The sequence below is a fragment of the Spiroplasma endosymbiont of Amphibalanus improvisus genome (assembly GCF_964030645.1).
Lineage (GTDB): Bacteria > Bacillota_I > Bacilli_A > Mycoplasmatales > Mycoplasmataceae > CAXIPX01.
In genome coordinates this window covers 31,211-56,226 of the sequence record NZ_CAXIPX010000003.1, presented here as the reverse complement: position 1 = coordinate 56,226, position 25,016 = coordinate 31,211, and the positions used below count along the sequence as shown (strand labels likewise).

The window sequence follows — 25,016 nt, the reverse complement described above, 5'->3', positions numbered from 1 at the left end:
ATAATAATAACCTTTTGCTTCTAACTTAGTCGTCTAATTTTAATATCGAAAGAAAAGCTTTTTGTGGAACTTCAACAGAACCAATTGCCTTCATTCTTTTTTTACCTTCTTTTTGTTTCTGAAGTAATTTCTTTTTCCGAGATATGTCCCCACCATAACATTTAGAAATAACATTTTTACGCAATGCTTTGATTGTTTCGCGAGCAATGATTTTTTTATTTATTGCTGCTTGAATAGGTATTTCAAAATTTTGGCGAGGAATAATATTTTTTAAATTATTACACAAAATTCGACCTCGACTTTGTGCAAACTCTTTAAATATAATAACAGATAAAGCATCGACAATCTCGCCATTTAGCATAATATCCATTTTTACTAACTTAGAAGTTTTATAATTACTGTATTCATAATCAAAAGTAGCATAACCTTTTGAAATTGACTTTAATTTATCAAAAAAATTAAAAATTATTTCCGATAAAGGTAATTCATATTCTAAAATCACTCGCATTTTATCCATTTGATCCATCGTTAAATAAACACCACGTTTTTGATGACATAATTCCATTAAAGGACCTACATATTCTTCGGGAGTAGTTATTGTGATGTGCACAAAAGGTTCTTCAATGTGCGCGACTTTTTGAATTTCAGGTAATAATGCAGGGTTTTCGATATCTAAATTTTTACCGTTTGTTAAATACACTTTATAAATAACACTAGGTACAGTAGCGATAATTTCTAAATTATATTCACGTTCCAGTCTCTCTTGAATCACTTCCATGTGAAGCATCCCTAAAAAACCACACCGAAAACCATTTCCTAAAGCTTGTGAACTTTCTAATTCAAAAACTAATGAAGAGTCGGAAAGTTGAATCTTTAATAATGCTGTTTTTAAATTTTTGTAATTACTAGAATCAATTGGATATAATCCACAATAAACCATTGGATTCATTTTTTTATAACCTGGCAATAATGGAACATTTTGATTTTGACGATGTGTGATTGTATCACCAATGTTTACGTCCTGAATATTTTTAATTGAACCACTGATCCAACCAACTTCACCTGAGTACAGAATTTCTTTTTTAATTTCAAAAGGACTCTTAATTCCTAACTCAATAATTTCATGTTCAATATTATTAGAAATGAATTTAATATGATCGCCAACTTTAATAGAACCATCAACAACTCTGATAAACAACATCACCCCGCGGTAACGGTCAAAATAAGAATCAAAAATTAAGGCCCTTAACGGCAAATCATCATTGGCATTTGGAGCTGGAATTTTTGCTACTACTTGTTCTAAAACATCTTGCACATTTAACCCGGTTTTAGCAGAAATTAGCGGTACACCTTCGACATCCAAACCAATTTGGTTTTTGATATTTTCTATCACCAAATTTGGTTCAGCTGTTGGTAAATCAATTTTATTAATAACCGGGATAATAACTATATTATTATCCATTGCCAAAAAAACATTGGAAAGTGTTTGAGCTTCAATCCCTTGAGAAGCGTCAACAACCAATATAGCCCCTTCGCAAGCAGCTAAACTTCTAGAAACTTCGTAAGCAAAATCAACATGCCCGGGTGTATCAATTAAGTTAAATAAATATTCCTCACCATTTTTAGCATGATATTTAATTTGAACAGCATTTAACTTGATCGTAATACCACGTTCGCGCTCCAAATCCATTGTGTCTAACATTTGCTCTTTTGATTCACGTTGAGTTACAGACTCCGTTAACTCTAAAATCCGATCAGCTAAAGTACTTTTACCATGATCGATATGGGCGATGATTGAAAAATTTCTAATGTGAGATTTTTGCAAAATTTAGATTCCTTTTTTATAAATTATTTAAATTATATATAAAAATTAATTAATTTTGGATTTTATTTTTAAATAATCATATTTAGTATCATTTCATATTCTATGACCAGACCTATTATTAATTAAATTTAATTGCCAATACAAAAAAGCACCTAGAGCAAATGTGATTACCATCTGAATAGAATTGATAATTAAATCAGAAATAATTAAAGGTTTTATTTCCGCTTCACTAAAACCTAAAATCGGAAATAAAATTAAATCATAAAGAGAATAAACTAACGTTAAAAAAGAACTGAAAAAAATTAATAAATAAGGCCAATTAATTATTTTTTTTAACATAATTATCAATAAGGGCATTAAAAAATGAATAATAATGGTTGCTGGTAAATATTGAACAGCATCACTTGAAACATCAATCAGCAATCCAGAAATAGGTCCTACTACCAACATCATTGGACCTTCAATTAAACACGCTAAAGATAGTAACAAGGCATCCGAAATCTGAAAAATGCCTTCTTGACTTGATATGCTAATAAAATGAGATAAGTAACCAACAACAAAAATAAGGGCAATTAATAAAGCTGTGACAGATATATAGTTAGATGATTTAAATCGGTACATCTAGTTAAAACAGTTATTAATTTTAATTTCATTATTTTCGTTTTTAAAATAATTGCTGCACAGAACTTTTTTCTTTCCTTCTCTTTGTGATGCTATGATTAACAATAACCCATCGACGCATTTCACCAGAATTCCTTCTTTAATAATCTTGTAAATAGTACCATTTTTAATTTCTGAAAGTACTTCATGACTATACACTCTTGCTTGATGAATTTTATAAATTATCTGATCATTAATTTTAGTATAAGCAATCGGGTTGTCATACAAACCTCTAATTAAATTGTGTATCTCAATTACAGATTTATTTCAGTCGATTTTTTCTTCTTCACGAACTATATTATATGCATAAGTCACCATTTTAATATCTTGTGGCACTGGTTGGATCTTATGTTCTAAAATATCTTGTAAATATTTTTGACACATATCATAACCTAAGTTACCTAGTTTATCATTCAATGACAAATTAGTATCATCATCTGTGATAATGATTGAATCTTGAACATAAACATCTCCTGCATCCATTTTTGCAACTGTTTGCATAATAGAAATGCCTGTTTTGGTTTCACCATTTATGATCGCTTTATGAATCGGAGCTCCACCACGATATTTTGGCAATAATGATGCATGAAAATTTAAAATATTATTTTTTGCTAAATTAATAATTTTTTTAGGTAAAAATTGACCATAAGCACACGTAATAATTACATCAGGTTTTAGTTCTGCTATCACATCATATATTTCAATCACTTTATCAGGTTGTTCAATATTTAACTTTAGTGTTGTCGCTAATTTCTCGACTGGAGGACTATTTTTTTTCTTATTTCTTACTGGTTGACTGACAACTAAAACCAATTCAATGAACGGTAATTCATTCAAAGCTTGTAAAATATGACATGCAATACTGGGTGTTCCCATAAAAACAGTTTTATATTTTTTCACCTTTAAACCTCCTTATTTTCATCGGGCGGAATTTCTTTTTGTATTAATTCTTCTATTTTTTTGAAAAGCACCACCATTGCCAAAGTATCTTGGTTGCAATAAGCGATCATTGGTTCTTCAAAATAATCTTTTCAAATTTTTTGGGAAATATTTTTTTCTACTAATCGGCGATAGGTTTCAGAGGCCATATCACCTTTTCTAATTTTTAGATTTTCATATGTAAATTCTGGAGCAAAAGCGGGTAACGTTTTTTTAATCGATACAGAACCGTGAAATTCTTTTTTATAAATATAAAATTGATTGAAGAAATCTAATAAATCTATTGTATTTTCCCATATATATTTTAAGTTTGCTTGAATTTCTTTTCCCTTTTGCTTATTGTATAAATCATTTTTGATTAATTCTTCAAAAAATTTATACAATTTTAAAATTACACCTTTTTCAAATGAAGCATAATACGCAACACAAACTCCTTTGCCATTTACTGTTAAGTCTTGGACTAATTTTTCTGCTAATTTAATTCGACAATCTTCAATTCCATCACCGATAAAATAATGATGGTCAATTGCTTTTAAAATTTGATAATCATACTCAGAATTATTTAAAATGTGTACGGAATATTGAAACGGTATTTGTTGATAAGGTGTAGAAAAATCATAAACCGGGATTGAAGATTTGAAGGTTTCAAAATCATACATATATATTGGGTATTTATAGTTCACTAATATTTGTTTGATTTGATTAATTTTTGCAGATTCGATAATACCATCATCGTTATTGGTCACATTAATTTGTCGCTTTTGTTTATCGTTGAAGTTTTCAGTAGATACTTTACCCTTGGCATTTGTTTTTTCTCAAGTTAAATCAGGGCTCAGTTCACTTAAATATTGATAATCTAACACCCAAAATAATTTAGTTTTCTTATCTAAACCACGGTGTAATTCAAAAACATTATATGGTTTTACATAAGGGGTAATGTGTTTACATAAATCTGGATTTAAGCAATTTAAACAATCCCTGTTTTGCATGCTCAGTAAAAATGCTGTTGGTTCAGCGTTCTTACTAATTAAATTTTCCATCCTTAATAAATCACTTTCAATATCTAGTAAATGATTTATTGATTGTTCTAAAAACACAATTTTTTTATTTCGATGAAAATAATGATCAGTGATATAGAAAAAATCATCTAAACACACATCGCCATTTTTTACAAAATCAGATCTGATTAACATCAGTTGAATATTAGAGATTTTAAGATTATTGTTAATTAAAACAAAATATTGATATTCTAAGTCATGCTGATATTTTTTTAAAGATTTTAGTTTTCAATTATCAAAACTATCTTCTAACTTTTCGTTAAAAGTACTTACCTTTGAAGGTTTTTTTTCAAAACAAGTTGAAGCTTTAACCTCGATAATAATAAATGCATTTGCATTGTGTGGGTCACGCATTAAAATATCGCAACGAGTAATATAATTATTAAAAATAAAAGCTGGTTCAAAAAAAACATTATATTTTGAATTAAATAATAATTCTTTTGTTTTCTTTAATGCCATATTCTTAGAATATTTAGCAAAATCATAACACTCATGATTTTGACGAAAATATTCTTTTGCAGTTTCACCAATCAATAAACCATCAACAATTTGCTCGCCAGGATAATCTTCTAATTCGCTAGTTTTAGTTAAAGGTTTATCATCAATAAATTGATCATCATCATACTTAATGATCTCTTGGTAATTTAACTCATTTACATTTTCATTAAAAAAATCATCTTCATCGATTTTTGATGAAGATGATTTTTCAATTAAATTAAAATGTAATGAAATTTTTTCAGATTCCATTAATTTTTTTGTCAAATCATAATTTTGATCATTTTGTAAAATTAAAAACTTTTTTCCACAATCTTTAAAACGTTTATAATCATCCTTAGTAATATTTTTCATATGTTATTACCTCTATGGTTAATTATCTGCGAGGTACAAACTTATTTTCAATTTTAACTTCAGAAGCTTCCATATTTTTCATGGCAATTTTTTTATTTTTTTTCGCTTCTTTTTCTTCTAAGTTCTTTTTCGCATCTTCAATTTTTAATTGCTTATTTTTTTCGTTGTTTTTTTCTTTTTCAATTTTTAATTCTTCTTTGGTTAATTTAATCTTACCTTGACTTAAAGCAATTTGGTATTTAGTTTTCTCTAAATCTAATTCTCCATTTACTTTTCAATCAGTACGGTATTCCTTTTTAGAAATTTTATGACTATAACCCTCAATTTCTAAAGCTTTAACCTCGAGTAATTTATTCGCCTTGGAATCAAACACTTCTACTACAACATCAAAGACATCACGATACTTTAATTCTTTACCTTTTCGTGCCACAACTTTTGCAAAATCAACACGAACATTTTTAGTATTTTCTTTTTCTTTCAAATACTTTTTAATTTCTTCCTTAACCTGTTGTTTACGTTTGTTTTTCTCCAACTTTTGGTTTTTTTTGGACATAATTGTCGAAATAATTGCGAAAGCAACTATTCCAATAATGATTATAATAAGAATTATACTTGTCATGATTTACCTTTAAATTAAAACTATTTAATAATATAAATTATATATTATTTTTCTTCTTCTTTAAGTTCTTTTTTGTTAGGTTCTTGATCTTTATTTTTGTCATAATTTAATTTCATATCTTTATGTACTGATTCAGCAAACTTATAATTTTCGTTATTTGTATCAGCGTGAATATTATGACTACGTTTTAGATATTTATCTAAAATATGTTGCATATGTACTGAAACGTGATTTCAATCATCAACAATCATAAATTTATCATCTAATTCTTTTTGATATTTTGGATTTTCTTTTAAACGTTTTTTATATTTAGGGTTGTAATATGCGAAATATCAAATCACTGCAAAACCAATGATCAATGTTATATATGATAGTTGCATAATTGAAGTTACTGAAGAAATATTTTCAAAAACAACTACAAATCATTGTACAACTTGTCAAACAATGAAAATTCCTGTAATAATTCACAGTGCTATTTCTCACCAAGCTGAATCAATTTTATTTTCAAAAGTTAATTTCAGTGCAATTGAGATTACAAATGAATATACCATTAACAAAATTAATGTTACTGTTCCAATAATATCGTTATATCCAAAGGTTTCTTGACCAGTGGCTCCAGAAATAATATCTGGAATAATTAATCAAATAAATAAAAAGCAAAAGGTCAATATTAAGTTTAATATAGATGCTCTAATAGCTAAGTTATCTTCGTTTAATTCTTTATATTTTTCTGGAATGTATCCTTCTACAGCTTGAGGTTCTAAGATTCCACCTGAATAGAAAGCATTTTGCATTCCGGCATTCATTTTTAAAGATAGCACACTGATGATCATTAAAATTCCACCAGCAACATCAATTCATCCTGAATTAAATTTATCGAAAATTTGCATGTTTGGGTTATCTGAAAATTCAGCTCCGATTGCTCCGATAAATAAAATAGTTGTAATTAAATAGAAAATAGTTGAAATAGCAATAACTCAAATAGCTGAACGTCCAACATTTTTCTCTGGATTTTCTACATTTTTACTTACCGTTGAATATGTTTCGAATCCTAAGAAGAAGAAGAAACACGTACTAAATCCATCTGAGAAAGACTTCATGGTGATACTAGTATTTGAAGCGGCCTCAGAATAATTTTCACCACCATACTTAAAATTTAATACAATTACAGCAAGCATTAATAAAGCGGCAGTACCTCATTTAATATAACTTGAGTAATTAATAAATTTTTTTAATTTTTTAATACCAAAAAATAATGCACATGATGATAATCCATACACAGCAATTCCAATTAAATCTAAATATAGATAAGTAAAACTACCTCAGTCAGCATAGAATACACTACCCGGATCTAGAAAGTTAATTCTAATCATTGATACAATTTGTGATGTTACAATCACTGGTAATGTTGAGTATTGTAAAAATGAAATCATTCATCCTCAAAATCTACCATAATTAGTTCTAGTGTAAATATAAGACGCTCCATTAGATTGAGCGTGAACCCTACTTAGTTTGTTATAAGCTCATGCACATGACCCAGCTATAATTCCGCCGATTAAAAAAATCCAAATTAAGTTTAACCCTAAACCATCACCCGTGACCTCACCTGTAGTCGGATCTACAACTGAAGAAAGCATCAGTTGAGAAAAGGCGGCAGTAAAGGCTATACCAACAGTATAGTTAAAACCAAATCAGATTAAATTAGTCAATGAAAGTTTTGAGTCACTTGATTTTTTGGTTCCAAATTTCGAACTTTTTATTTTCATTACTATAAATAACCTTTCTTTAAAATATAATATAAAATATAATTAAATTTAAAATTTAAGTCAATAGTTTTTGAATTTATTTATTTAATATTGCGATAATAATTTTGATATAGTCATAACTGTCCCGGTGATGATAGTATTGCTTTTGACATCATGTACTAAATAGAAATGATTATTTTTAACAGCGCCAAATAATTCAATGAATACTATCCCTGGTTTATTGGATGGAATAATTGAACTAGAGTACTTTGCCATTTCTACAATTTTACGTTTTAATTCAATTTCATTATCTCACTCAAATGTCACACGTTCTTTAATTCTGTGTAAAGCGTGCTTGGTAAAAATAAAATGATTTGATTGATAGTAACTCATAAAAAACCCTGTTAATATAAGATAATATTATGTAACAATATTAACATATTTATATTTTTATGTTAATATATTATAAATATTCTATACTATTAAAATTTAATTTACGAAATGAGGCAAAACATTGGCAAACATAAAATCAAAAATTAAAAGAATTAAGACAAATGAAAAGCAAAGAATTAATAACAAAGCAGTAAAAACTAAAACTAGAAATTTATATCGTCAAGCAATGGAAGCTAAAACTAAAAAAACTGAAAACGCTCTTGAATTGATCCAAAAAGCATCTCGTCAGTTAGATGTAGCTTGTTCAAAAGGTGTATTTCACCGTAATAAAGTTGCGAACCTAAAATCTAAATTAAATAAAAAATAAACTCGTATTATAAACCTTTAAGTTTCATAATTAAAAAATCCTCAATTTTAAATTGAGGATTTTTTAATTATTTTTATGATTGACTATCTGGATCTGGAGTTTTAGGTTGTTGTTTTTGTTCATTTCATTTTTTGGCTTCTGCATCAAATAATGAATCAGGGAAATTATATTTAACACCTTTCATTGCTGATTCAGTCGCTTTTTGAAATTCACGATTAGCAACCATCAATTTACTTTTATCCATTCTTGGATTCAATATTGCAGAAATAATGATTGATACAATACATGCTGAACCTAAAGAGACTGATGCTATTGCAAATCCTAGAAAGACATTATAACCAGGAGATGCTTTAATAGTGTCTACCATATAGCTAGAAGTGTTAGTTATAGCATCATTATAAGCTTGTTGATCTATGATGTCGTCGCCAGAATAAAAAGAAGTTGCAAATGTTTGACCATCTAAAGATAAAATTTGAAAAAATGATGTCATGACAATAAAAATGATTATTCCATTAGTAATTAATGCTGTTAATGACATTACGTATTTTTCTTTAAATTTATTTGGTTCTCTTAAAAGACTATAAGATAAATAACCACCTGATAATAAAACTATGATTAATTCAAACCAGGCAAAACTACCATTAAAACCAAAACCATATCTAATGGAGCTTGGTGCTACTGTTTGACCTATTAATGTTCGGGCATCTGCATCACCTTGTTCACCATAGACAGGTACTAATAAACTACCTCTATAATTACCTGGCGATGAACCTTGTGCATATCACATATTATCAATGACAGCTGGTTTAATTACAGCAACCAAGATGGCAGCCATCATAATCAAGGTCGTTAATAATGCTAATATAGCTGTAATTTTTTTTAATCAAAATACTGCTTTTGGTTTAGTTTTATAAGGATAAAATGATGGATCCATTCTAGGGTGAATGGGCATCATGCCACCAAATGCTCCGCTGGCTGCTCCTCCCATTTTAGAAAAGAAATCAGAATTGAAACCACGAGCATTACCAGCATTATTTTGCTGCGCTTGTTCTTGGTTCGAATCATCGACTTTGGATTTAGTTTTCTTTTCTTTAACTACATCATCTTCATCAACAACTTCACCCACCACTGTTTTGGGTTGTTCTGATAAATTATTATCTTTTCGATATTCAGCAATTATTTTTGATGCATCTAATTTTGAATAAGATTTTGCTGATGTTTTCATTTTATCAACATTAATCTCATTTTCTTTTTTTATTTTAGATTTATCATAATCTGTTTCTTTTGAAAAATCACTTACAAAAATGATAAATTCTTCATCTGCTGTTTCAAAATCTATCTTCTCAATTTTTTCAATCACAAAACGTTCTGATGTAAAATTTGATAATGCTCTTACAAAATCAACTGTAACTTTTTGATCTTGATATGCACTATCAAAATCTTTTTCCAAAGTTAACATTACATTTAATTGCTTAGTAATTTGTTTTTTAAAAGAATCATTGGAAATGATCATTGATTTTAAATAATCATCTATAAAAATATTATACAAAGCATGTGCAATACTATTATATAAACCTTGTTCTTTTAGATTACTGTTTTCCACTAATGTTTTAGTCCCTCTTTTAATTATATTTAATTTAATAACAACTTATATTATACTACTAAAAAAATAATTTAGATAATAGAAATACAATTTTTACTTCTGAACTAATTATATCATTATTACTAGTTTTTAGAAGCTTATCAATTTCATATAAAACCACCAATCAACGATTGATGGTTTTTACTTCTGCTTGATTTAATTGTGAAAATAACATTTTAAATTGATAAGGATTTATTTTAACACAATTTAGCATTTCTGAATAACTAGTATGATTTTGTTGTAAAACTTTCATGTGTTTAATCAACGTAACATTTTTAGCGAGCACACTGATCATAAAATGTATATCAACATTATTTTCCTTTAATGTGTAATATGTACTCATAAATTGTTCTGGACGATTACTAATTAAAAAATTAAATAAATCAAAAATATTACCTTCTAATTTTTTAAATAAATTATTCTCTAGGGTGTTGCGTTCAACAACTGAATTAAAACTCTTGAGTTTTAGCAATTCATTTTCAATAGTTAATAAATCATTAGGTATATATAGCAACATATACTCAATAGCTTCTAACGATATTTCTAACTGTTGTTCTTTTACAATTGTTTTAACATACTCTAATAATTTATTTTTGTTAACATTTTCAATTTCATAAAATTTACTATTCTCTTTAAATAATTTAGTTAGTTTTAACCGACTAGAAATTGATTGATTAGAAGTGAAGATAATTTCATTTTCAAGTTGTTGATTATTTAATAATTTTGTCAACAAACCAATTAATGGTGAATCTTTAATGTAATTTTTTTCATTTAAAAAATTAAAATCTTTAATTAAAATATTGCGTTTCTCACCAAACATTGATTTTGTTGAAGCGTTAATAATCACCGCATCAAATTGATCTGCATTAAAAATATATTCTTCTAAGTCTGTTTCTTTATTAATCATTTTTGACAAATGTTTATTTAATAAAAAATTATCTTGACTGGCAATAAAATGAATCATTACAATAAAACTTCCTTCAAAGTAAAGTTAACCTAATTTGCTTATAACCATTCCTAATTCTATTACTATTGCTAAAAGTAATAATGTGCTAAATATCATTAAAATTAATTTCATATTAATTCCTACCTTCTTATTATAAATATTTTTTATTTTAACATTATTTTAATTAAATTCATTTTATTTTTTTATTGAAATAAAAAATGTTCCCTAAGGAACATATATAAGTCGGCTTGGTGGGATGACTTAACCCTTCCGCATATTTAGCGTTATCTTAGTTGGCTGTTATTTATTAGTACATTACATTAATAAATTCAGATATCTACATTTAGTTTAGTTGACTGTTATTTATTAGTAGATTACTAACTAAGATTTTACATATGTATAATAACAAAAATTTATTATTTTTCCAATAAAATTTATTATTTTTCAAAATTTTCTTTTAATAATTTTACTTTTTCAAAATCATAATGATCAAAAGTATTAAATTTTAAATTATATAAAATTTCAAACAAAGCAAAAATAGAATCATTTGATTTTAAAAAGACCTTATACTCTACTGATGCTATAGGTTTTAGCTTTTTATTTGATACATCTTTAACTTGCTCATAATCATAATAATTAATAATTACTTTGCTTCCCTTTTTAAATTCAATGATAAAAATAAAATGATCTGGGTTTTCAAGTAGTCGAGTTTGTTCGATATTAATCATATCAATAATTTCTTGAATTAATTTATTTTTATCAATTACTTGTTTAGTTGCATACGCACCAACCAAGATATCAAATGTGTTGAAGCTCATAATTTAAATTCTTTCTTATTTTAAAGAATATCTTTAATTTTTTTGATATCTGTTTTAATTGGTACGTCTAATAATTGTGATAATAATATTTTTAAAACATTTTGGGAATCTTGTTTTTTAATAACATTAAGTTTTTTTAAATAAAATTCTTCAATTAAGTATGGTAAATATTCGGTAATAATTTTACTTTCCTTTTCCATGTCTTGACTAGAAATAACTAACTTTAATTTACTTTTTAATTCTACCAAATCATATTCGTTATTTTGGGTATCTAAATAAGTTTTTAAAACAATATAATTATATATAAAGGAATTATCAGTCACTTTTACAATTTTTTGATTATCTATAAAGTTTAAAGATTTAACCGATAAATTTAAATATTTTATAAACATCGGATTTTTAGTGGTTAAAATGACTATAATTTTATTAGTAGTTAAATCCTTAATTTTTCGGCAAATATTTAATCATTCTAATGGTCCACCATAAAGTTCTGGTTCATCGATTAGCAACACTGTATTTTTAATACTATTTAAAATTTTGGTTTTAAACATTAATTTAAATCAAATGTCTTTAATATAATGTTTACTATATTTTTTAGAATCGATTTTATCACCATTTTTCATAATAGAAATTGTTAATAACTTTTCAATATATTTTTCTAAATCAATTTCAAAAACGTTCGCTATCAAACGTTCTTCTTCTAAATCATAAATATCGGCAAATAATTCTTCATTAATAATTTTAGATAAGTCTGATTGAAACTGCTGTAAGTTATCTTTAATTCGATTGAATTGGTCATTATTATCGATGGCTTCATTGATATATGATAGTAAATATTGTTTTAAATCTGAACTTTTAGTCATTTTAATTTCTTCATCTAAACCAATGACGTCTTTTAAATAAACCACATTATAATCACCAAATATAATTTGTTTATCATTTAAATAAATTTTAGCACCTTTACCTTGGAAACTTTTTTCTAGGTGATCTAAAATATTTGATTTACCAGCATTAGAATGACCTACTAAAACTGCTAGATTATTTCAGATATTAATATATTGTTCATTAAAGGGGTTAAACCCTAATTTTAATTGCATTTATAACTCCATTACAAAATCTATTTTTTCATTTTCTTCATCTCAATTTTTCTCTCCGGTCAATAATTTCATAGCTTCATATTGCTTTTCGGTGACACTTAAAATTCTTACATTCCCTTTGCTAGGTTTATGTAATTCAAGTTTTTTAATGTTTTTCGCAACTATATCATAGTTCATACATAATTTGGCATAAACAGAATACTGAATCATCACATAACCGTTATTTAATAACTGACGATGAAATTTACTATATGCTTGTAAATCACTTTTGGTTTGGGTTGGTAAATCATACATTACAATTAATCGCATATATCGGAACCTATATTTATTCATTGATTATCTGATCTTGTATGATACTTGCTTCTTCAATGATGGTTAAATTTTTAATTTTGCTAGAATCATGGTATTTTAACGCTGAAATAAAGGACTTAACATAAACGTTGAATGATGAATTGACCGTCATTACCTTATGATCAATAATGACGTGCTTATTTAATAACTTAATTAAACTTAAACGATTCAAATATGATAAATCACTACCATATTGTAAGTAATTTTTATTTTGAAATACTCATCGATCCACAATAGGACGATATGGTTCGATCAAGTCATAAGTTAAATTAAATGGATTACTTCTGCCAATATGATGAACACCAATAAATAAATTAAGACCATACTTAGCTATTGTCCTAGACAAGGCTGAACTAATAATTTTATAACCATAATTTAACGCACTGTTGATTTGGTCGTCAGCAAACCGAATAAAATTGGTGCCATATAATGCATGGAAAAACATTTTAGCAACAATCCCTTCTCGATTATTTTGATCATTGTGATTCATAGTAATCATTTGTTGCTCACAGCGTTCAATCACTGTTTGATCAGTAATTAATTCCTTCATAATTTCAATTTGATTAAAAATTTTATTATAAATAATTTTGGTTCAAATTTTTTCTTTTAAATCCTTAGTGATTTTTAATTGTAATTCTAAATTTACCAATGGCATACAGTGTGATGATAATGGTAGCATTACAACATTAGGGTCATGTTTGTCATCACTGACAATTACCAACACATTATTATTGATCAAAATATTAATTAATTGCATCGAAAACAATGTATAACTATTTTCAATAATTACACAATTCAAAGTATCAATTGACACTTTAACCTCTTGTTTATTTGCCTTTAATGAACTAACTAATAAATTATTATTTTTTAATGTTAGTTTATCATAATCTTTAATCACTAATGTTTTTCAACTCATAATTTTATTATATTTGATGCTAAGAAAAAAATAAAATTATAAAACAAAAAAACACAATTTTATAACATTGTGTTTTTTTAAACTTTAAATATTTTAATTTGTTTATTTTTTAGATTTTTTAGTTCATAAAGCAAGACTCACTGCAGATACAGATGAAATCACTGCCAATGGAATAGCTGTTGCTAGTACTGTTGTTTCGTTAGTAAAATGTGTGTCAGTTACAACAGTAGTGTCAGTTTTTATATTACCTGGTTTTTGATTTGTTATTGTAATTGTAGTTGTTTGATATTCCCTATTATTATTTGCATCAGAAGAATCATAATAAATCAACATGTTTAAAACAGCAGTGCTTCCTTCTGTTGTAGCAAAGTATGCTATAGGATTATCAATGTTTAATTCATTGCCATTTTCATCATAAAAATGAGGTTCATTATTAAGGTCTCCAAAAAGAATATTTACTCAAGCATTATAGTTATGAAGAATTCAACGACTTAATGAATTACAAAATAATGTATCGACAGTAACTTCATCTGAAGAAAGTGAATTAACTGTATAATAAATAGCACTAGTATCAATGTATAAATGATCTGGAATAGTTAAATTATTTAGTGGTTTTGTTGGGTCGGTGAAATTATAAAAAGTTTTCCCTTCTTCTGCTGAATAAACTTTGTCTGTTGTATATGTAATACCTGGATTATCATTAACAATACTAATTTGTTCAGAATCAACTTTGGTGTTTTCATTTTTATATGCAATATTCATATCAAAAACAGCAGTGCATCCTTCTGTTGTAGCGAATGTTTGTATTTTATCTTGAAAAGTATTACCCTCAAGTTCTTTGCCATTAGGAGCGAAGTAGTCAGCCGTTTCTAAGTTTACTATTTCTACTTGAACTTTATAGTTCTCATCGATTCAAGAGTTAATTCCTTGAATAAAGTAGTCAATTTTATCATCGGAATTAACTTCTTCTGCTAAGTATTTTGCAGATCATCAAATGCCATAAGTATCTAAATATAATGTTTCTGGCAAAACAGCAGTTGTTGAACCATCTGTATATTCATATCCTTGTTCGGCTGTATATTTTGTTTCTACTGTTTTTGTATCCTTATGTATATTAGTTGTTGTGGTATTTAATGTTTCTTTCTTTAATGCTTATGCTGGCATAATAGCAAAGAAAATAGATATTAAAACTAAACCACCTATTATAATTTTATTTGATAATGATTTTGTATTATTTTCCATAATATCCCTTTCGATAAAATAAATTGTTCTTTAAAACTAAAAAATCCTATGATTTTTTTACAATAAATAACTAAAAATTAATCACATCCATTAGTAAAAATATCTAATTATTTATTCTTATTTTTTAATCTATCATATTTTCAAAAAAAAGATATTCTTTTAACAAAATTTTTAATATAAAAAAAAGCAATACTTTAAATTGCTTTTTTTATATTAAAAATTTAATTATCACAAAAAGTATTATACAATATCAATTTTAATAGTAATAGTTGATCACTTATTCCATTCATCACTGATTGAAAAAATTTTAGCATCGCTAAATTCTGCTGATGAATCTAATGAAACATTATAGATACCCTCAGTTAATTGAAAACTGCTATTTAACAATTGTCCTTCATTGTTTTTAATTTTATAAGAAACATCATTGATTGCATCTTGGTTACTAATATATTTTGGTTCACCATCTTTAAAATTATAATCAATTAAATTTTTAGAATACGAAAAATTTAATACATCAATGAAATCTTGCACAGTATTATGATTTGAATTTAAAATAATGACTGGAATTAGCTGTGTTAATTCATCATCATATTCTCAGTGACTAGGTGTAAAAATTGTAGAATTTTGAGTGATTAATTCATCATTATTTTGTGCATAATTTTGAGTATTAAAAACTAATTTATAACTAATATAATAATGAACATCAACACTTTCTCCGGTTAACTTAACATCTTCGCTATTATTTTCTAAAGGCGTAATCGTAGCTGTTTTAATTGGATAATTTTTTGCAGAATTATCAAAAGAATTGACATAAGAAAAATCTCCGCTAATAGAATAATCAACACCTTCAACAAGAGGTGATTGTTCTATCCCGACCAAGGAAAGATACTGTTCTGAAAATCAATTTGTAAAGCTTTTTTTAACATTTTCATCACTTTCATCTTTTTGCGCATAAATTCAGATTGGACCTCTATTATTTATATAATTCATCATTGAAGAAATATTAATGGATTTTTCTGAAGGAATTGGTGGTGGAGTTATTTTTTTAACCTTAGTTGAGTCATCTCCCACAATAAAAAAAACTGATAATCCAATTGCGCATAATATTAAAATACCCAGTAAACTATACCCTACTTTTTTCACACTGTTCCCCTTCCAGTTTTATAAAGTAGTCATAATTTGTAAGTTTTGTATTATTTTAAATTATCATGAAATTTCAATAGATAATTAATAATTTATTATTCTTGTTTCAACCCCTTAAAATAAGAATATTAAAATTAAAATAATATCTATTTATATAATTATAACATTTTTTAGGTTATAATTATAGAATAGGTTATTTAATAATTTTATTACTTACATAAAAAATATTCATATATTAAATCGGTCGAACAATTTTTAACGTTTCTGTGAAGTTAATTTTATTATTTGAAAAAATTATAGTTATCAATAAAGCTAGCATCTATCATAAAAATACTTTTAATCTCAATTAAAATTTTATATTTTTAAAGAAAAAAGCAGATTTAAATCTGCTTTTTATAATATTGTATAAATATTAATAATTTGTGATTACAAATATAAACGAGAATTTCATTGAATTAAATACACCATTTAATTATTTGGATTTTGAACTGTATTGATTTTTTTTAAACATCTCCAGCATAAAAAATCAATTTGATTTTTAAAATGTCTTCATCACATACGATATCATTTTATATTAAAGATGGATAGCTTATTTCGCAACAAAACAAGATGAATTGTCACAAATATATAGTTTTCAAATTAACTAAATATCTGATTATGTCATAGTTCAGTTTTTCTTTATCTAAAATAAATGTTTTAATTGCACTTTTGATAAGTTCAAAATTGAATTTATAACTAAAATATTATTTTTTATTTTCATACAACTTTCTTTTTATCTCTAAAAAATTAATGAAAGCTATTTTTTAAAAATCATATTTATTAATTTTAAAACTCCAAATATTATCAGAATTAAAATAGTCAAAGGTAAAAAAATAATAAATAAAAATATAGAAATTAAGATTACTCAAATATTTTTTTTATTGTTTATTAAAGTCGCTTCTTTTATATTTTGGTTTTTTTTCTTATGTGAATTATCAATATAATCGCCAGGTTCCAAAATTTCTGGTTCAATAATTACTGTGTCAGATTTATTTTTATCTTCTATCATATTTACTCTTTAACATTTAACTAATTACAATATTATTATTATACATATTTTGCAATTAAATAAAATTCAAATTAATTTAACTTGGTTAATCTGTTCAAGTAATTTGGAATATTATAGAGTTAAGTGTACTACCTAAAGAGGCGGGATAAAAAGTTTTCATATTTTCTGGGACATAATCAAAAAATATCCAATAGTAAGCTGTTGGGTGTGATAAATCATCTGGTATTACAAAATCATTATTACTATTATCGGTCATACGAACTCCTAAGGAATTAAATTGAGTTTGATCAGATGAAAAACCCATCACATTTGTACTAAAACTATTTAATATTTTATTGAAAACATCTTCAACTGTTCAATTAATACTACAATAATAGTTCATGTATACGTCTACGTGATCAGTTTTGTCATAGTAAACATAATTATCCGGGTTTAATATTGATATATATTGTTGATTATCTTCTAAATTATAGTCATCTGGTGTGTATGGAAAAACAGTAAAACCAGGATTAATTACAAAATAATCAGAGGCATAACAATATAATGTGAAAGGTGTTGTATCCATAAAAACATCAGAATTTTCAGTTGGTGTTATTACAATTTCATTGTATATGTAATTAGGATCAGTTCTGTCATGACCATTATTTGAATATTCGAAAACACCTGTTAAAGTATAGTCATCACCATATTTACATTCGTGAAAATTGGTATTTACTATATCTGTGACTTCTTTATCAAATCAGTCAGTAAATCTCTTTTGAACCACATTTTGACTTTCATCAAAACGCATAAAAACTCATATTTGACCATTATTATTAATTGTATTTTTTATGTCTTGTGTTGGAATTAAGGGTTTTCAAATAAAAAATATATATATAAATACAAATGCAAAAAATAAGACAAGCAAGACTAATGGAGCGATTACCAAAAGAATCACATTTTTTTTGCTTGTTTTTTTCTTCATTTCCAACCCCTTAAAAAATACCTTTTATATAATTATACCATTTTTAAACCTTAAATTGTAGGGATCCCAACTTTTCGACCAGCAAATATGGACCTTTTTTACACAAATTATATATGATATTTTTTTTAATAAATAAATATAAAGACAAATAAAAAAACAACTCAAAAGTTGTTTTTTTTAAATAAATTATATTATTGTTTTTGAACATTTTAATTTTAATGAATAATTGATTGCTTTTAATTTGCTCAATAAAACTGAATTAACAATTTAAATAAATAAATGTGAATTGTTAATGGATAAATTAATATAATGTATAAAATTATTTATTAAAAAAAACAGAAATCAAATTGCTTTTTTAATAAAATATAAATTATAAATAAATATAATAATAACTTAATATCTAAGCAATATTTATAGTTTAATTTTATTTTAATAATCTGGAATGTGGAATGTTACTGCAATAACTGCATTGCTACCAGCACGGAAAATACCGCTGTAATCAGTTCTAACATATATTCTGTAATAATTAGTTCAAGTTTCACCCTGTCAAACATTACTTTGACCTTGCATAGATCAATAACTTGTGCTGTCAGCGTTATAATCTGAAGATTCTGAACCATGTCGTGGTAACTCTTTTCAGTCAAATAGATCTTTGTAATAGTGCGGTTGTGGTAAATTAGGGCAAAAAATTTTATTATCTGACATATATTGTATATTATCTTGAATAGTTTGTTTTATATCATGATTAAGTCTACCTGTATCAGCAGAATCTACACCAGTTAAATCGAAATAGTTAGTATCATCATAACTATGACCTGTTGAATCATCAGACAAGAACACGTCACCAAAAGTTTCTGTATACGGAGTTCTCATACTCTCTGGTTGAAGTTGATTAAGTGTTTCATCTAACGCATAAGCTGTAGGATCTATTTTATAATCTTTTGATCCTGTAACTTTAGTAGAATTTGGATTCGCAGTAATTTTAATGTGGCTATTTAAATCACTAGAACCACCATCTTGTTGTGATAGTGTTAAATCTAAATGATCTGAGTATGCATCTGAACTAAATGCAAAACTTACATCACTAGAAGAGCAACCATGTCATGCAAGAAAATCAATGTAATCAGATTTCACTTTTGACTGATATGTTCCATAATCAGTAGTTACATAAGGACTAACTTCTGTAATATCACTAAGATAAATATTCGAAATATCCAAACGTCCATTTTCATCTACAATTACAAATAAATCTGGAAAAACATAATTATTTTTAACTAAAGATGTAGATGTAACATGTACTGAATATTTACCGGGAGTATTAAAATTTACCTCACTTCAGTTAAAAGCTAAATCTTCAGCTTTTAATTCGAAATTTTTATCACCAGTTTCTTCTTGCATATAAGTATTAATATTATCTCTTGCATATTCTTCAACATGTGATTGGAATCCTCTTTGTTCGTTTATACCTCCACCATAATAAGTTGTATCTGTAAAATTACTTTCTACAAATAAGTCACTAGGTAAAACAAATTTATCAGGTTTTAAAGTGAAAAACAAAGTTAAACTTAACCCTGTAGCTACCAAAATAATTAATATTCAAAAAAGCGCTCAACCAGGTTTACCTCTTTTTTTAGCTTTAATAATTTGATGAACTTGCACTGGATTTTTAACAGTTTCGGTTGGAGTTGTTTGGACATAAGCGTATGGTTGTTGAACAATGGATTGTTGTGGTTGCCCATAAGCGTATGGTTGTTGAACAATGGATTGTTGTGGTTGACCATAAACTTGTTGGTTTTGGTTATAATTATAATTTGCTTCCGGAATATTTATTGAATCATTTATATCGGATTTTTTCTTACTCTTATTTTTTCCCATAAATCAATTATCCTTAAAAAGAAAATAAATATTTTATATAACAATATAATACATAAAAATAAATATAAGTCAAGTATTAAAGGTTTTTTAATTATTTACTTGAATAATAAACATACATTTATTGTTAAAAGCATTTTTTCATAAAAATTATGAAAATTTTATTAAACAAATTTTTATAATTAATAAAACGATCAATAAAATTCAAACTAATAATAAAATTCAGCCAATAGGACCTAAAAGAGGTTTTCGCACTTCTACATTAATTACCTCTTTTTTTATTTTAGGTTTAGATGAATTTTTAAATTTAAATAATTTTTTAGATTTTATTGGTTGTGAATTTTCAATAAAAAATGGATCAAAATCTGGGGTTTGATTTGGGTTCATTAAAAAAGGAAAATTCTCTTGATTGTTTGAATAAAATGTTTGGGGTTGGTTTGGACCTAAAACAGTCGAGCTATCTTGATTGTTTGAATAAAATGTTTGGGGTTGGTTTGGACCTAAAACAGTCGAGCTATCTTGATTGTTTGAATAAAATGTTTGGGGTTGGTTTGGACCTAAAACAGTCGAGCTATCTTGATTGTTTGAATAAAATGTTTGGGGTTGGTTTGGACCTAAAACAGTCGAGCTATCTTGATTGTTTGAATAAAATGTTTGGGGTTGGTTTGGACCTAAAACAGTCGAGCTATCTTGATTGTTTGAATAAATTGTTTGGGGTTGGTTTGGGCCTAAAACAGTCGAGCTATCTTGATTGTTTGAATAAAATGTTTGGGGTTGGTTTGGACCTAAAACAGTCGAGCTATCTTGATTGTTTGAATAAATTGTTTGGGGTTGGTTTGGGCCTAAAACAGTCGAGCTATCTTGATTGTTTGAATAAAATGTTTGGGGTTGGTTTGGATTGTGATTCTCAGTAGCATAAAAATTAGAATTTATATCTTTATTATTTTTATTTGTTTGTTTACTATTTGGATTGTCCATATTATCTAAAATTTTATCCATCACGGAAGAAATATAATGTCTATTATCTGCATTTGTTTTTTTCATGATCTCCAACTTAAAATATTACTTTATTTATTTTTTTAAATTATACATCAAAAAACTAATAAATCAACCATTTTAGGATTAATTTAATAAACTGAATAGATATCAGCGCTCCAGATTCTTTTGCAGGGTCTTTAGATAAGTAACGCTATATATAACTAAAACATTTTAATCTGCGCTATCTTGTTCATAAGAATTAGTCCATGTTTGTCCTTAAAATATACGATTATTTCCCTCTTTAGCTCATTTTGTTTCATCGCTATCTTTTGAGTGGGCATCAGAATCTGTAGAACCAGCATATGGAAAATGATCAAATTTTAACAAACTAGCATATGTTCCATCAGAGGTTGAAGGAAGATTGAAAAACTTTGGTTTAGAAGAAATTTCTTTCAAACTTTGCGCAAGATTATCTTGAATGTCTTTATTAATTTTCTCCTCATTCTGTTGTATATTGAAATAAATTTGTATAATCTACGACTGCACCCTCGGAAGTTAATGAATTAAATCTAATATTAATATCATCACGAGAAACACCTTTTGGCACAAAATAATTGTATATAGTGTTTCGAATACTATCTTCATGCCCTGCTGAATCAGATGTAACATATGGGTGATTATCAAAAATATTTCAAAATCAACAATATCTAAAATAATTTTAGAGTTTAGATCTTGAATGACATTCACTGTAAGATCTGGAGTGTAGTATTCATAACCTTATTTATTAATTTCAATTTCTAAATTATATTGAACCTGAGTGAAAAGTTGACATCATCTTCTCAATCAAATTTAACTTCATCAATAGTTAACTGTTCATTTACAAGCAATGCACTGTTAGTCGCTTCTGATGCCGATGTTTCAACATATGATTCAAAATGTTGTTACTCTTCACCTGTATGATAAGATAAAACATCATTGTCATATAAAGAACTGAATACATTGTTGGGCAAGTAAATTTTTTCAACTTTCCGGGAATTACTTTTTAAAGTTAGTTGCAAAGTAATTGATAAAATAACTGAAATTAAAATCACTAACATTGCGAATAATATTAAAATATTTTAGTTCAAAAACCATTTTCCTCTTTTGGACTAATGAGGTTTAGCGGTTGACCCCCATTAATTAAATTATATTGAATATCACTAATAATGTACAAACCAACATTCCTAATACTAATATTCAAAGAATTACCCCTATTATATAAGCAACCATTCTTTTCTTTGTACCATGAACTTGTTGGTTTTGGTTATTTGGGCGTTGTGGTTGACCATAAACTTGTTGGTTTTGGTTATTTGGGCGTTGTGGTTGACCATAAACTTGTTGTTTTTGGTTATTTGGACGTTGTGGTTGACCATAAACTTGTTGGTTTTGGTTATTTGGGCGTTGTGGTTGACCGTGAACTTGTTGGTTTTGGTTATTTGGGCGTTGTGGTTGACCATAAACTTGTTGGTTTTGGTTATTTGGGCGTTGTAGTTGACCGTGAACTTGTTGGTTTTGGTTATTTGGACGTTGTGGTTGACCGTGAACTTGTTGGTTTTGGTTATTTGGGCGTTGTAGTTGACCATAAACTTGTTGGTTTTGGTTATTTGGGCGTTGTAGTTGACCATAAACTTGTTGGTTTTGGTTATTTGGGCGTTGTGGTTGACCTTGTATGTTCAAGCTATTATGTGAATTAAAATTATTAATTGGTTTTTTCATTAATTAACCACCTAAAATAATTTCATATATAATTAAAATAAATTATATATGAAATTATTTATAAGTCAATTATTAATGAAAAAACAAGAACCTTTATTCAATTAGGTTCTTGTTTTAGTTTTAAATTTTCTTTTTAACTATTTTTGAAAACTCTAAAGGTTTTAAAATCAATAATTCCAATATCTGAGTTTTTTCTATGATCATGACCAAATCAATTTTGTCCAAAATAAGAAGCAGATAGGTCAAATATTATTTCCCTTTGAATCGATCATTATATTTCTAAAAAGTTAATTCTGATTACTTAAGCAATTAACTCTGACTATAATATATTAATATGAGTTCCACATTCAAAAGTAAATTTTTGAGATTGCCCAAACACAATATCATATCATGGTTGAATCTCATTTATAGTTAATGTTAAAGTATTATTCACATCATCTATTGTTTCAATACTAAACACATAACTTACATCATCTGTTGCTTTCATTCGGTGATAACGCGTAATGTTTAAAGAATAATCTTGATGCCCAGGATCATTTATAATTTGAAATTCTTGAATTGATAAGTTACTGATATCAATGTAAATTTGATCATAATCACTAATTGAAACATTATCGATAGTCATATCTTTTTCCAATACATCATAGTCATTTTCAGTATGAATATATTTTTGTTGGATTAAACCTCCAAAAACTGAATATTCTCCAACAAAAGAACTAGTTATTCCTAACACCCCAATTAGGGTTGATGTGACTAAAATTACTATTCATCACACTTTATTAATTTTTTGAAATAATGCAAAAAAACTAAAATCTTCTATTTTTGCCACTGTTTTTTCTTTGGGGTCAAAAAAATGTACTGTATATTTTACAAAATATTTTAAGCAGTATTTTCACAGTAAAGCTATTAATGAGTAAAATACAAAAAAACATACAATTGCACCAAACCAGCAGCCAAACATGAAGGCAGTAGCTCTTGAAGCATCATAGGCAATATAAGATAAAAATGAAAAAATAAATAATCCTGGCGGTAAAGCCAACATAGCACCAAAAACTACAAAACAAATAATTGGTGCTAAAAATAGCAACATAACAAAAGGTCAACTAATTAAAAAATTAATTTTATTTTGTATTTTATTTTTATTTTTTAAAATATTTTGTTTTTGTTCATAAGGAAGGTTATTTATAATTTCTTCTGCAATTTCATCAATCTTCAATTGTGACAAGATATCATCAATCGTTTCTTTTTGCAAAATCCTTTCTTGAATCTGTTCATAATAATAATTGATTAATTCTTTTTTATCATTTTTCTCTAAAAAGAATAATTCTTTTTTTAGTTTTCTTAATCAAACTTGAGCTTGTTTGTTTTTTTGCATATTATTTTCCTTCTTTGAATACATATAGTTGATCGTTTAACTAAAGTATATTATCTAATAACTGATTAACTGTTAAATAAAAATTATTCCATTCTTCTAATAAGCTATTTAAACGTTGCATACCCAACGAAGTTATTTGATAGTACTTTCGGTTAATTTCGACTAAACTATTTTTTTGGTACATAATTAAATATTTATTTTCTACTAATTTTTTCAAATTAACATAAACTGTAGACTCATTTGTATCAATTGTTTTATTAATTATTTTATTAATTTCATAAGCATACATGTCTTTATTTTTTAGACATTTCAATATAATTAATTCAATAATTCCTTTTTTCAATTGAGCGTTGATTTTATCACCGAATTTCTACTTGACTATATCAAGTAATTTAAGTATAACTTTACTGCTTG

At 26.5% G+C, this 25,016-nt stretch carries 25 protein-coding genes; 2 read left to right on the top strand and 23 right to left on the bottom strand.

Translation table 4 applies throughout. The annotated features are described in order from the left end of the window. Positions 1-25 precede the first annotated feature (25 nt). The 7 genes from lepA to AAHM77_RS00665 all read right to left on the bottom strand — a co-directional run bounded on the left by lepA (position 26) and on the right by AAHM77_RS00665 (position 8,088). Entirely contained in the window at positions 26-1,825 is a 1,800-nt protein-coding gene (gene lepA, locus AAHM77_RS00695) for a translation elongation factor 4 (RefSeq protein WP_342252217.1), read from the bottom strand. Positions 1,826-1,870: 45 nt separating this feature from the next. Beyond that, positions 1,871-2,446: an ECF transporter S component gene (locus AAHM77_RS00690; protein WP_342252216.1), complete on the bottom strand. Its 576-nt coding sequence runs from the start codon at positions 2,444-2,446 to the stop codon at positions 1,871-1,873. Next, the gene (gene fmt, locus AAHM77_RS00685; protein WP_425288817.1) at positions 2,447-3,361 is read right to left on the bottom strand and encodes a methionyl-tRNA formyltransferase; all 915 of its coding nucleotides are present in this window, start codon (positions 3,359-3,361) and stop codon (positions 2,447-2,449) included. A gap of 26 nt (positions 3,362-3,387) precedes the next feature. After that, positions 3,388-5,331: a DUF2779 domain-containing protein gene (locus AAHM77_RS00680; protein WP_342252214.1), complete on the bottom strand. Its 1,944-nt coding sequence runs from the start codon at positions 5,329-5,331 to the stop codon at positions 3,388-3,390. A 22-nt stretch (positions 5,332-5,353) separates the two neighbouring features. Next, the gene (locus tag AAHM77_RS00675; RefSeq protein ID WP_342252213.1) at positions 5,354-5,950 is read right to left on the bottom strand and encodes a hypothetical protein; all 597 of its coding nucleotides are present in this window, start codon (positions 5,948-5,950) and stop codon (positions 5,354-5,356) included. A 44-nt stretch (positions 5,951-5,994) separates the two neighbouring features. Continuing rightward, entirely contained in the window at positions 5,995-7,716 is a 1,722-nt protein-coding gene (locus AAHM77_RS00670) for an APC family permease (RefSeq protein WP_342252212.1), read from the bottom strand. An 84-nt stretch (positions 7,717-7,800) separates the two neighbouring features. Further along, the gene (locus AAHM77_RS00665; RefSeq protein ID WP_342252211.1) at positions 7,801-8,088 is read right to left on the bottom strand and encodes a hypothetical protein; all 288 of its coding nucleotides are present in this window, start codon (positions 8,086-8,088) and stop codon (positions 7,801-7,803) included. 121 nt (positions 8,089-8,209) lie between these two features. On the opposite strand from AAHM77_RS00665, the gene rpsT reads away from it, so the two are divergent. Next, the gene (gene rpsT, locus AAHM77_RS00660) at positions 8,210-8,455 is read left to right on the top strand and encodes a 30S ribosomal protein S20 (RefSeq protein ID WP_342252210.1); all 246 of its coding nucleotides are present in this window, start codon (positions 8,210-8,212) and stop codon (positions 8,453-8,455) included. A gap of 73 nt (positions 8,456-8,528) precedes the next feature. Here rpsT and AAHM77_RS00655 read toward each other — a convergent pair whose 3' ends face one another. The 14 genes from AAHM77_RS00655 to AAHM77_RS00590 all read right to left on the bottom strand — a co-directional run bounded on the left by AAHM77_RS00655 (position 8,529) and on the right by AAHM77_RS00590 (position 22,569). Continuing rightward, complete coding sequence (locus AAHM77_RS00655; protein WP_342252209.1) at positions 8,529-10,058, bottom strand: hypothetical protein; 1,530 nt, start codon at positions 10,056-10,058, stop codon at positions 8,529-8,531. Between the two features lie 58 nt (positions 10,059-10,116). Further along, positions 10,117-11,061 carry a DNA polymerase III subunit delta gene (holA, locus tag AAHM77_RS00650; RefSeq protein ID WP_342252208.1) on the bottom strand — a complete coding sequence of 315 codons (945 nt, stop codon included), beginning with the start codon at positions 11,059-11,061 and terminating at the stop codon, positions 10,117-10,119. A gap of 419 nt (positions 11,062-11,480) precedes the next feature. Continuing rightward, entirely contained in the window at positions 11,481-11,861 is a 381-nt protein-coding gene (locus AAHM77_RS00645) for a hypothetical protein (RefSeq protein WP_342252207.1), read from the bottom strand. 20 nt (positions 11,862-11,881) lie between these two features. After that, positions 11,882-12,958 carry an OLD family protein gene (locus AAHM77_RS00640; protein ID WP_342252206.1) on the bottom strand — a complete coding sequence of 359 codons (1,077 nt, stop codon included), beginning with the start codon at positions 12,956-12,958 and terminating at the stop codon, positions 11,882-11,884. Further along, on the bottom strand, positions 12,959-13,267 hold the full coding sequence (gene cas2 / locus AAHM77_RS00635; RefSeq protein ID WP_342252205.1) for a CRISPR-associated endonuclease Cas2: 309 nt from the start codon (positions 13,265-13,267) through the stop codon (positions 12,959-12,961). Positions 13,268-13,283: 16 nt separating this feature from the next. Next, a complete protein-coding gene (gene cas1 / locus AAHM77_RS00630; RefSeq protein ID WP_342252204.1) occupies positions 13,284-14,225 on the bottom strand; it encodes a type II CRISPR-associated endonuclease Cas1 in 942 nt (313 codons plus the stop codon). A 102-nt stretch (positions 14,226-14,327) separates the two neighbouring features. Next, on the bottom strand, positions 14,328-15,254 hold the full coding sequence (locus tag AAHM77_RS00625) for a hypothetical protein (RefSeq protein WP_342252203.1): 927 nt from the start codon (positions 15,252-15,254) through the stop codon (positions 14,328-14,330). A gap of 453 nt (positions 15,255-15,707) precedes the next feature. After that, positions 15,708-16,610: a hypothetical protein gene (locus tag AAHM77_RS00620; protein WP_342252202.1), complete on the bottom strand. Its 903-nt coding sequence runs from the start codon at positions 16,608-16,610 to the stop codon at positions 15,708-15,710. A 796-nt stretch (positions 16,611-17,406) separates the two neighbouring features. Beyond that, on the bottom strand, positions 17,407-17,658 hold the full coding sequence (locus AAHM77_RS00615; RefSeq protein WP_342252201.1) for a hypothetical protein: 252 nt from the start codon (positions 17,656-17,658) through the stop codon (positions 17,407-17,409). An 85-nt stretch (positions 17,659-17,743) separates the two neighbouring features. After that, positions 17,744-18,622 (bottom strand): hypothetical protein, encoded by an 879-nt coding sequence (locus tag AAHM77_RS00610; RefSeq protein WP_342252200.1) that lies wholly within the window; start codon positions 18,620-18,622, stop codon positions 17,744-17,746. A gap of 429 nt (positions 18,623-19,051) precedes the next feature. Continuing rightward, positions 19,052-20,497: a hypothetical protein gene (locus AAHM77_RS00605; protein WP_342252199.1), complete on the bottom strand. Its 1,446-nt coding sequence runs from the start codon at positions 20,495-20,497 to the stop codon at positions 19,052-19,054. A gap of 147 nt (positions 20,498-20,644) precedes the next feature. Next, positions 20,645-21,538: a hypothetical protein gene (locus AAHM77_RS00600; RefSeq protein ID WP_342252198.1), complete on the bottom strand. Its 894-nt coding sequence runs from the start codon at positions 21,536-21,538 to the stop codon at positions 20,645-20,647. Between the two features lie 210 nt (positions 21,539-21,748). After that, positions 21,749-21,928, bottom strand: coding sequence for a hypothetical protein (locus AAHM77_RS00595; RefSeq protein WP_342252197.1), 180 nt, complete (start codon positions 21,926-21,928; stop codon positions 21,749-21,751). 485 nt (positions 21,929-22,413) lie between these two features. After that, positions 22,414-22,569 carry a hypothetical protein gene (locus AAHM77_RS00590; protein WP_342252196.1) on the bottom strand — a complete coding sequence of 52 codons (156 nt, stop codon included), beginning with the start codon at positions 22,567-22,569 and terminating at the stop codon, positions 22,414-22,416. A gap of 108 nt (positions 22,570-22,677) precedes the next feature. Between AAHM77_RS00590 and AAHM77_RS00585 the strand changes: the two genes are divergently transcribed. Further along, positions 22,678-23,205, top strand: coding sequence for a hypothetical protein (locus tag AAHM77_RS00585; RefSeq protein ID WP_342252195.1), 528 nt, complete (start codon positions 22,678-22,680; stop codon positions 23,203-23,205). A 341-nt stretch (positions 23,206-23,546) separates the two neighbouring features. On the opposite strand, the gene AAHM77_RS00580 is transcribed toward AAHM77_RS00585, so the two are convergent. Both AAHM77_RS00580 and AAHM77_RS00575 read right to left on the bottom strand, forming a co-directional pair. Beyond that, a complete protein-coding gene (locus tag AAHM77_RS00580; RefSeq protein WP_342252194.1) occupies positions 23,547-24,602 on the bottom strand; it encodes a magnesium and cobalt transport protein CorA in 1,056 nt (351 codons plus the stop codon). A gap of 40 nt (positions 24,603-24,642) precedes the next feature. Continuing rightward, positions 24,643-24,945: a PadR family transcriptional regulator gene (locus AAHM77_RS00575; protein ID WP_342252193.1), complete on the bottom strand. Its 303-nt coding sequence runs from the start codon at positions 24,943-24,945 to the stop codon at positions 24,643-24,645. Between the last annotated feature and the right edge of the window lie 71 nt (positions 24,946-25,016).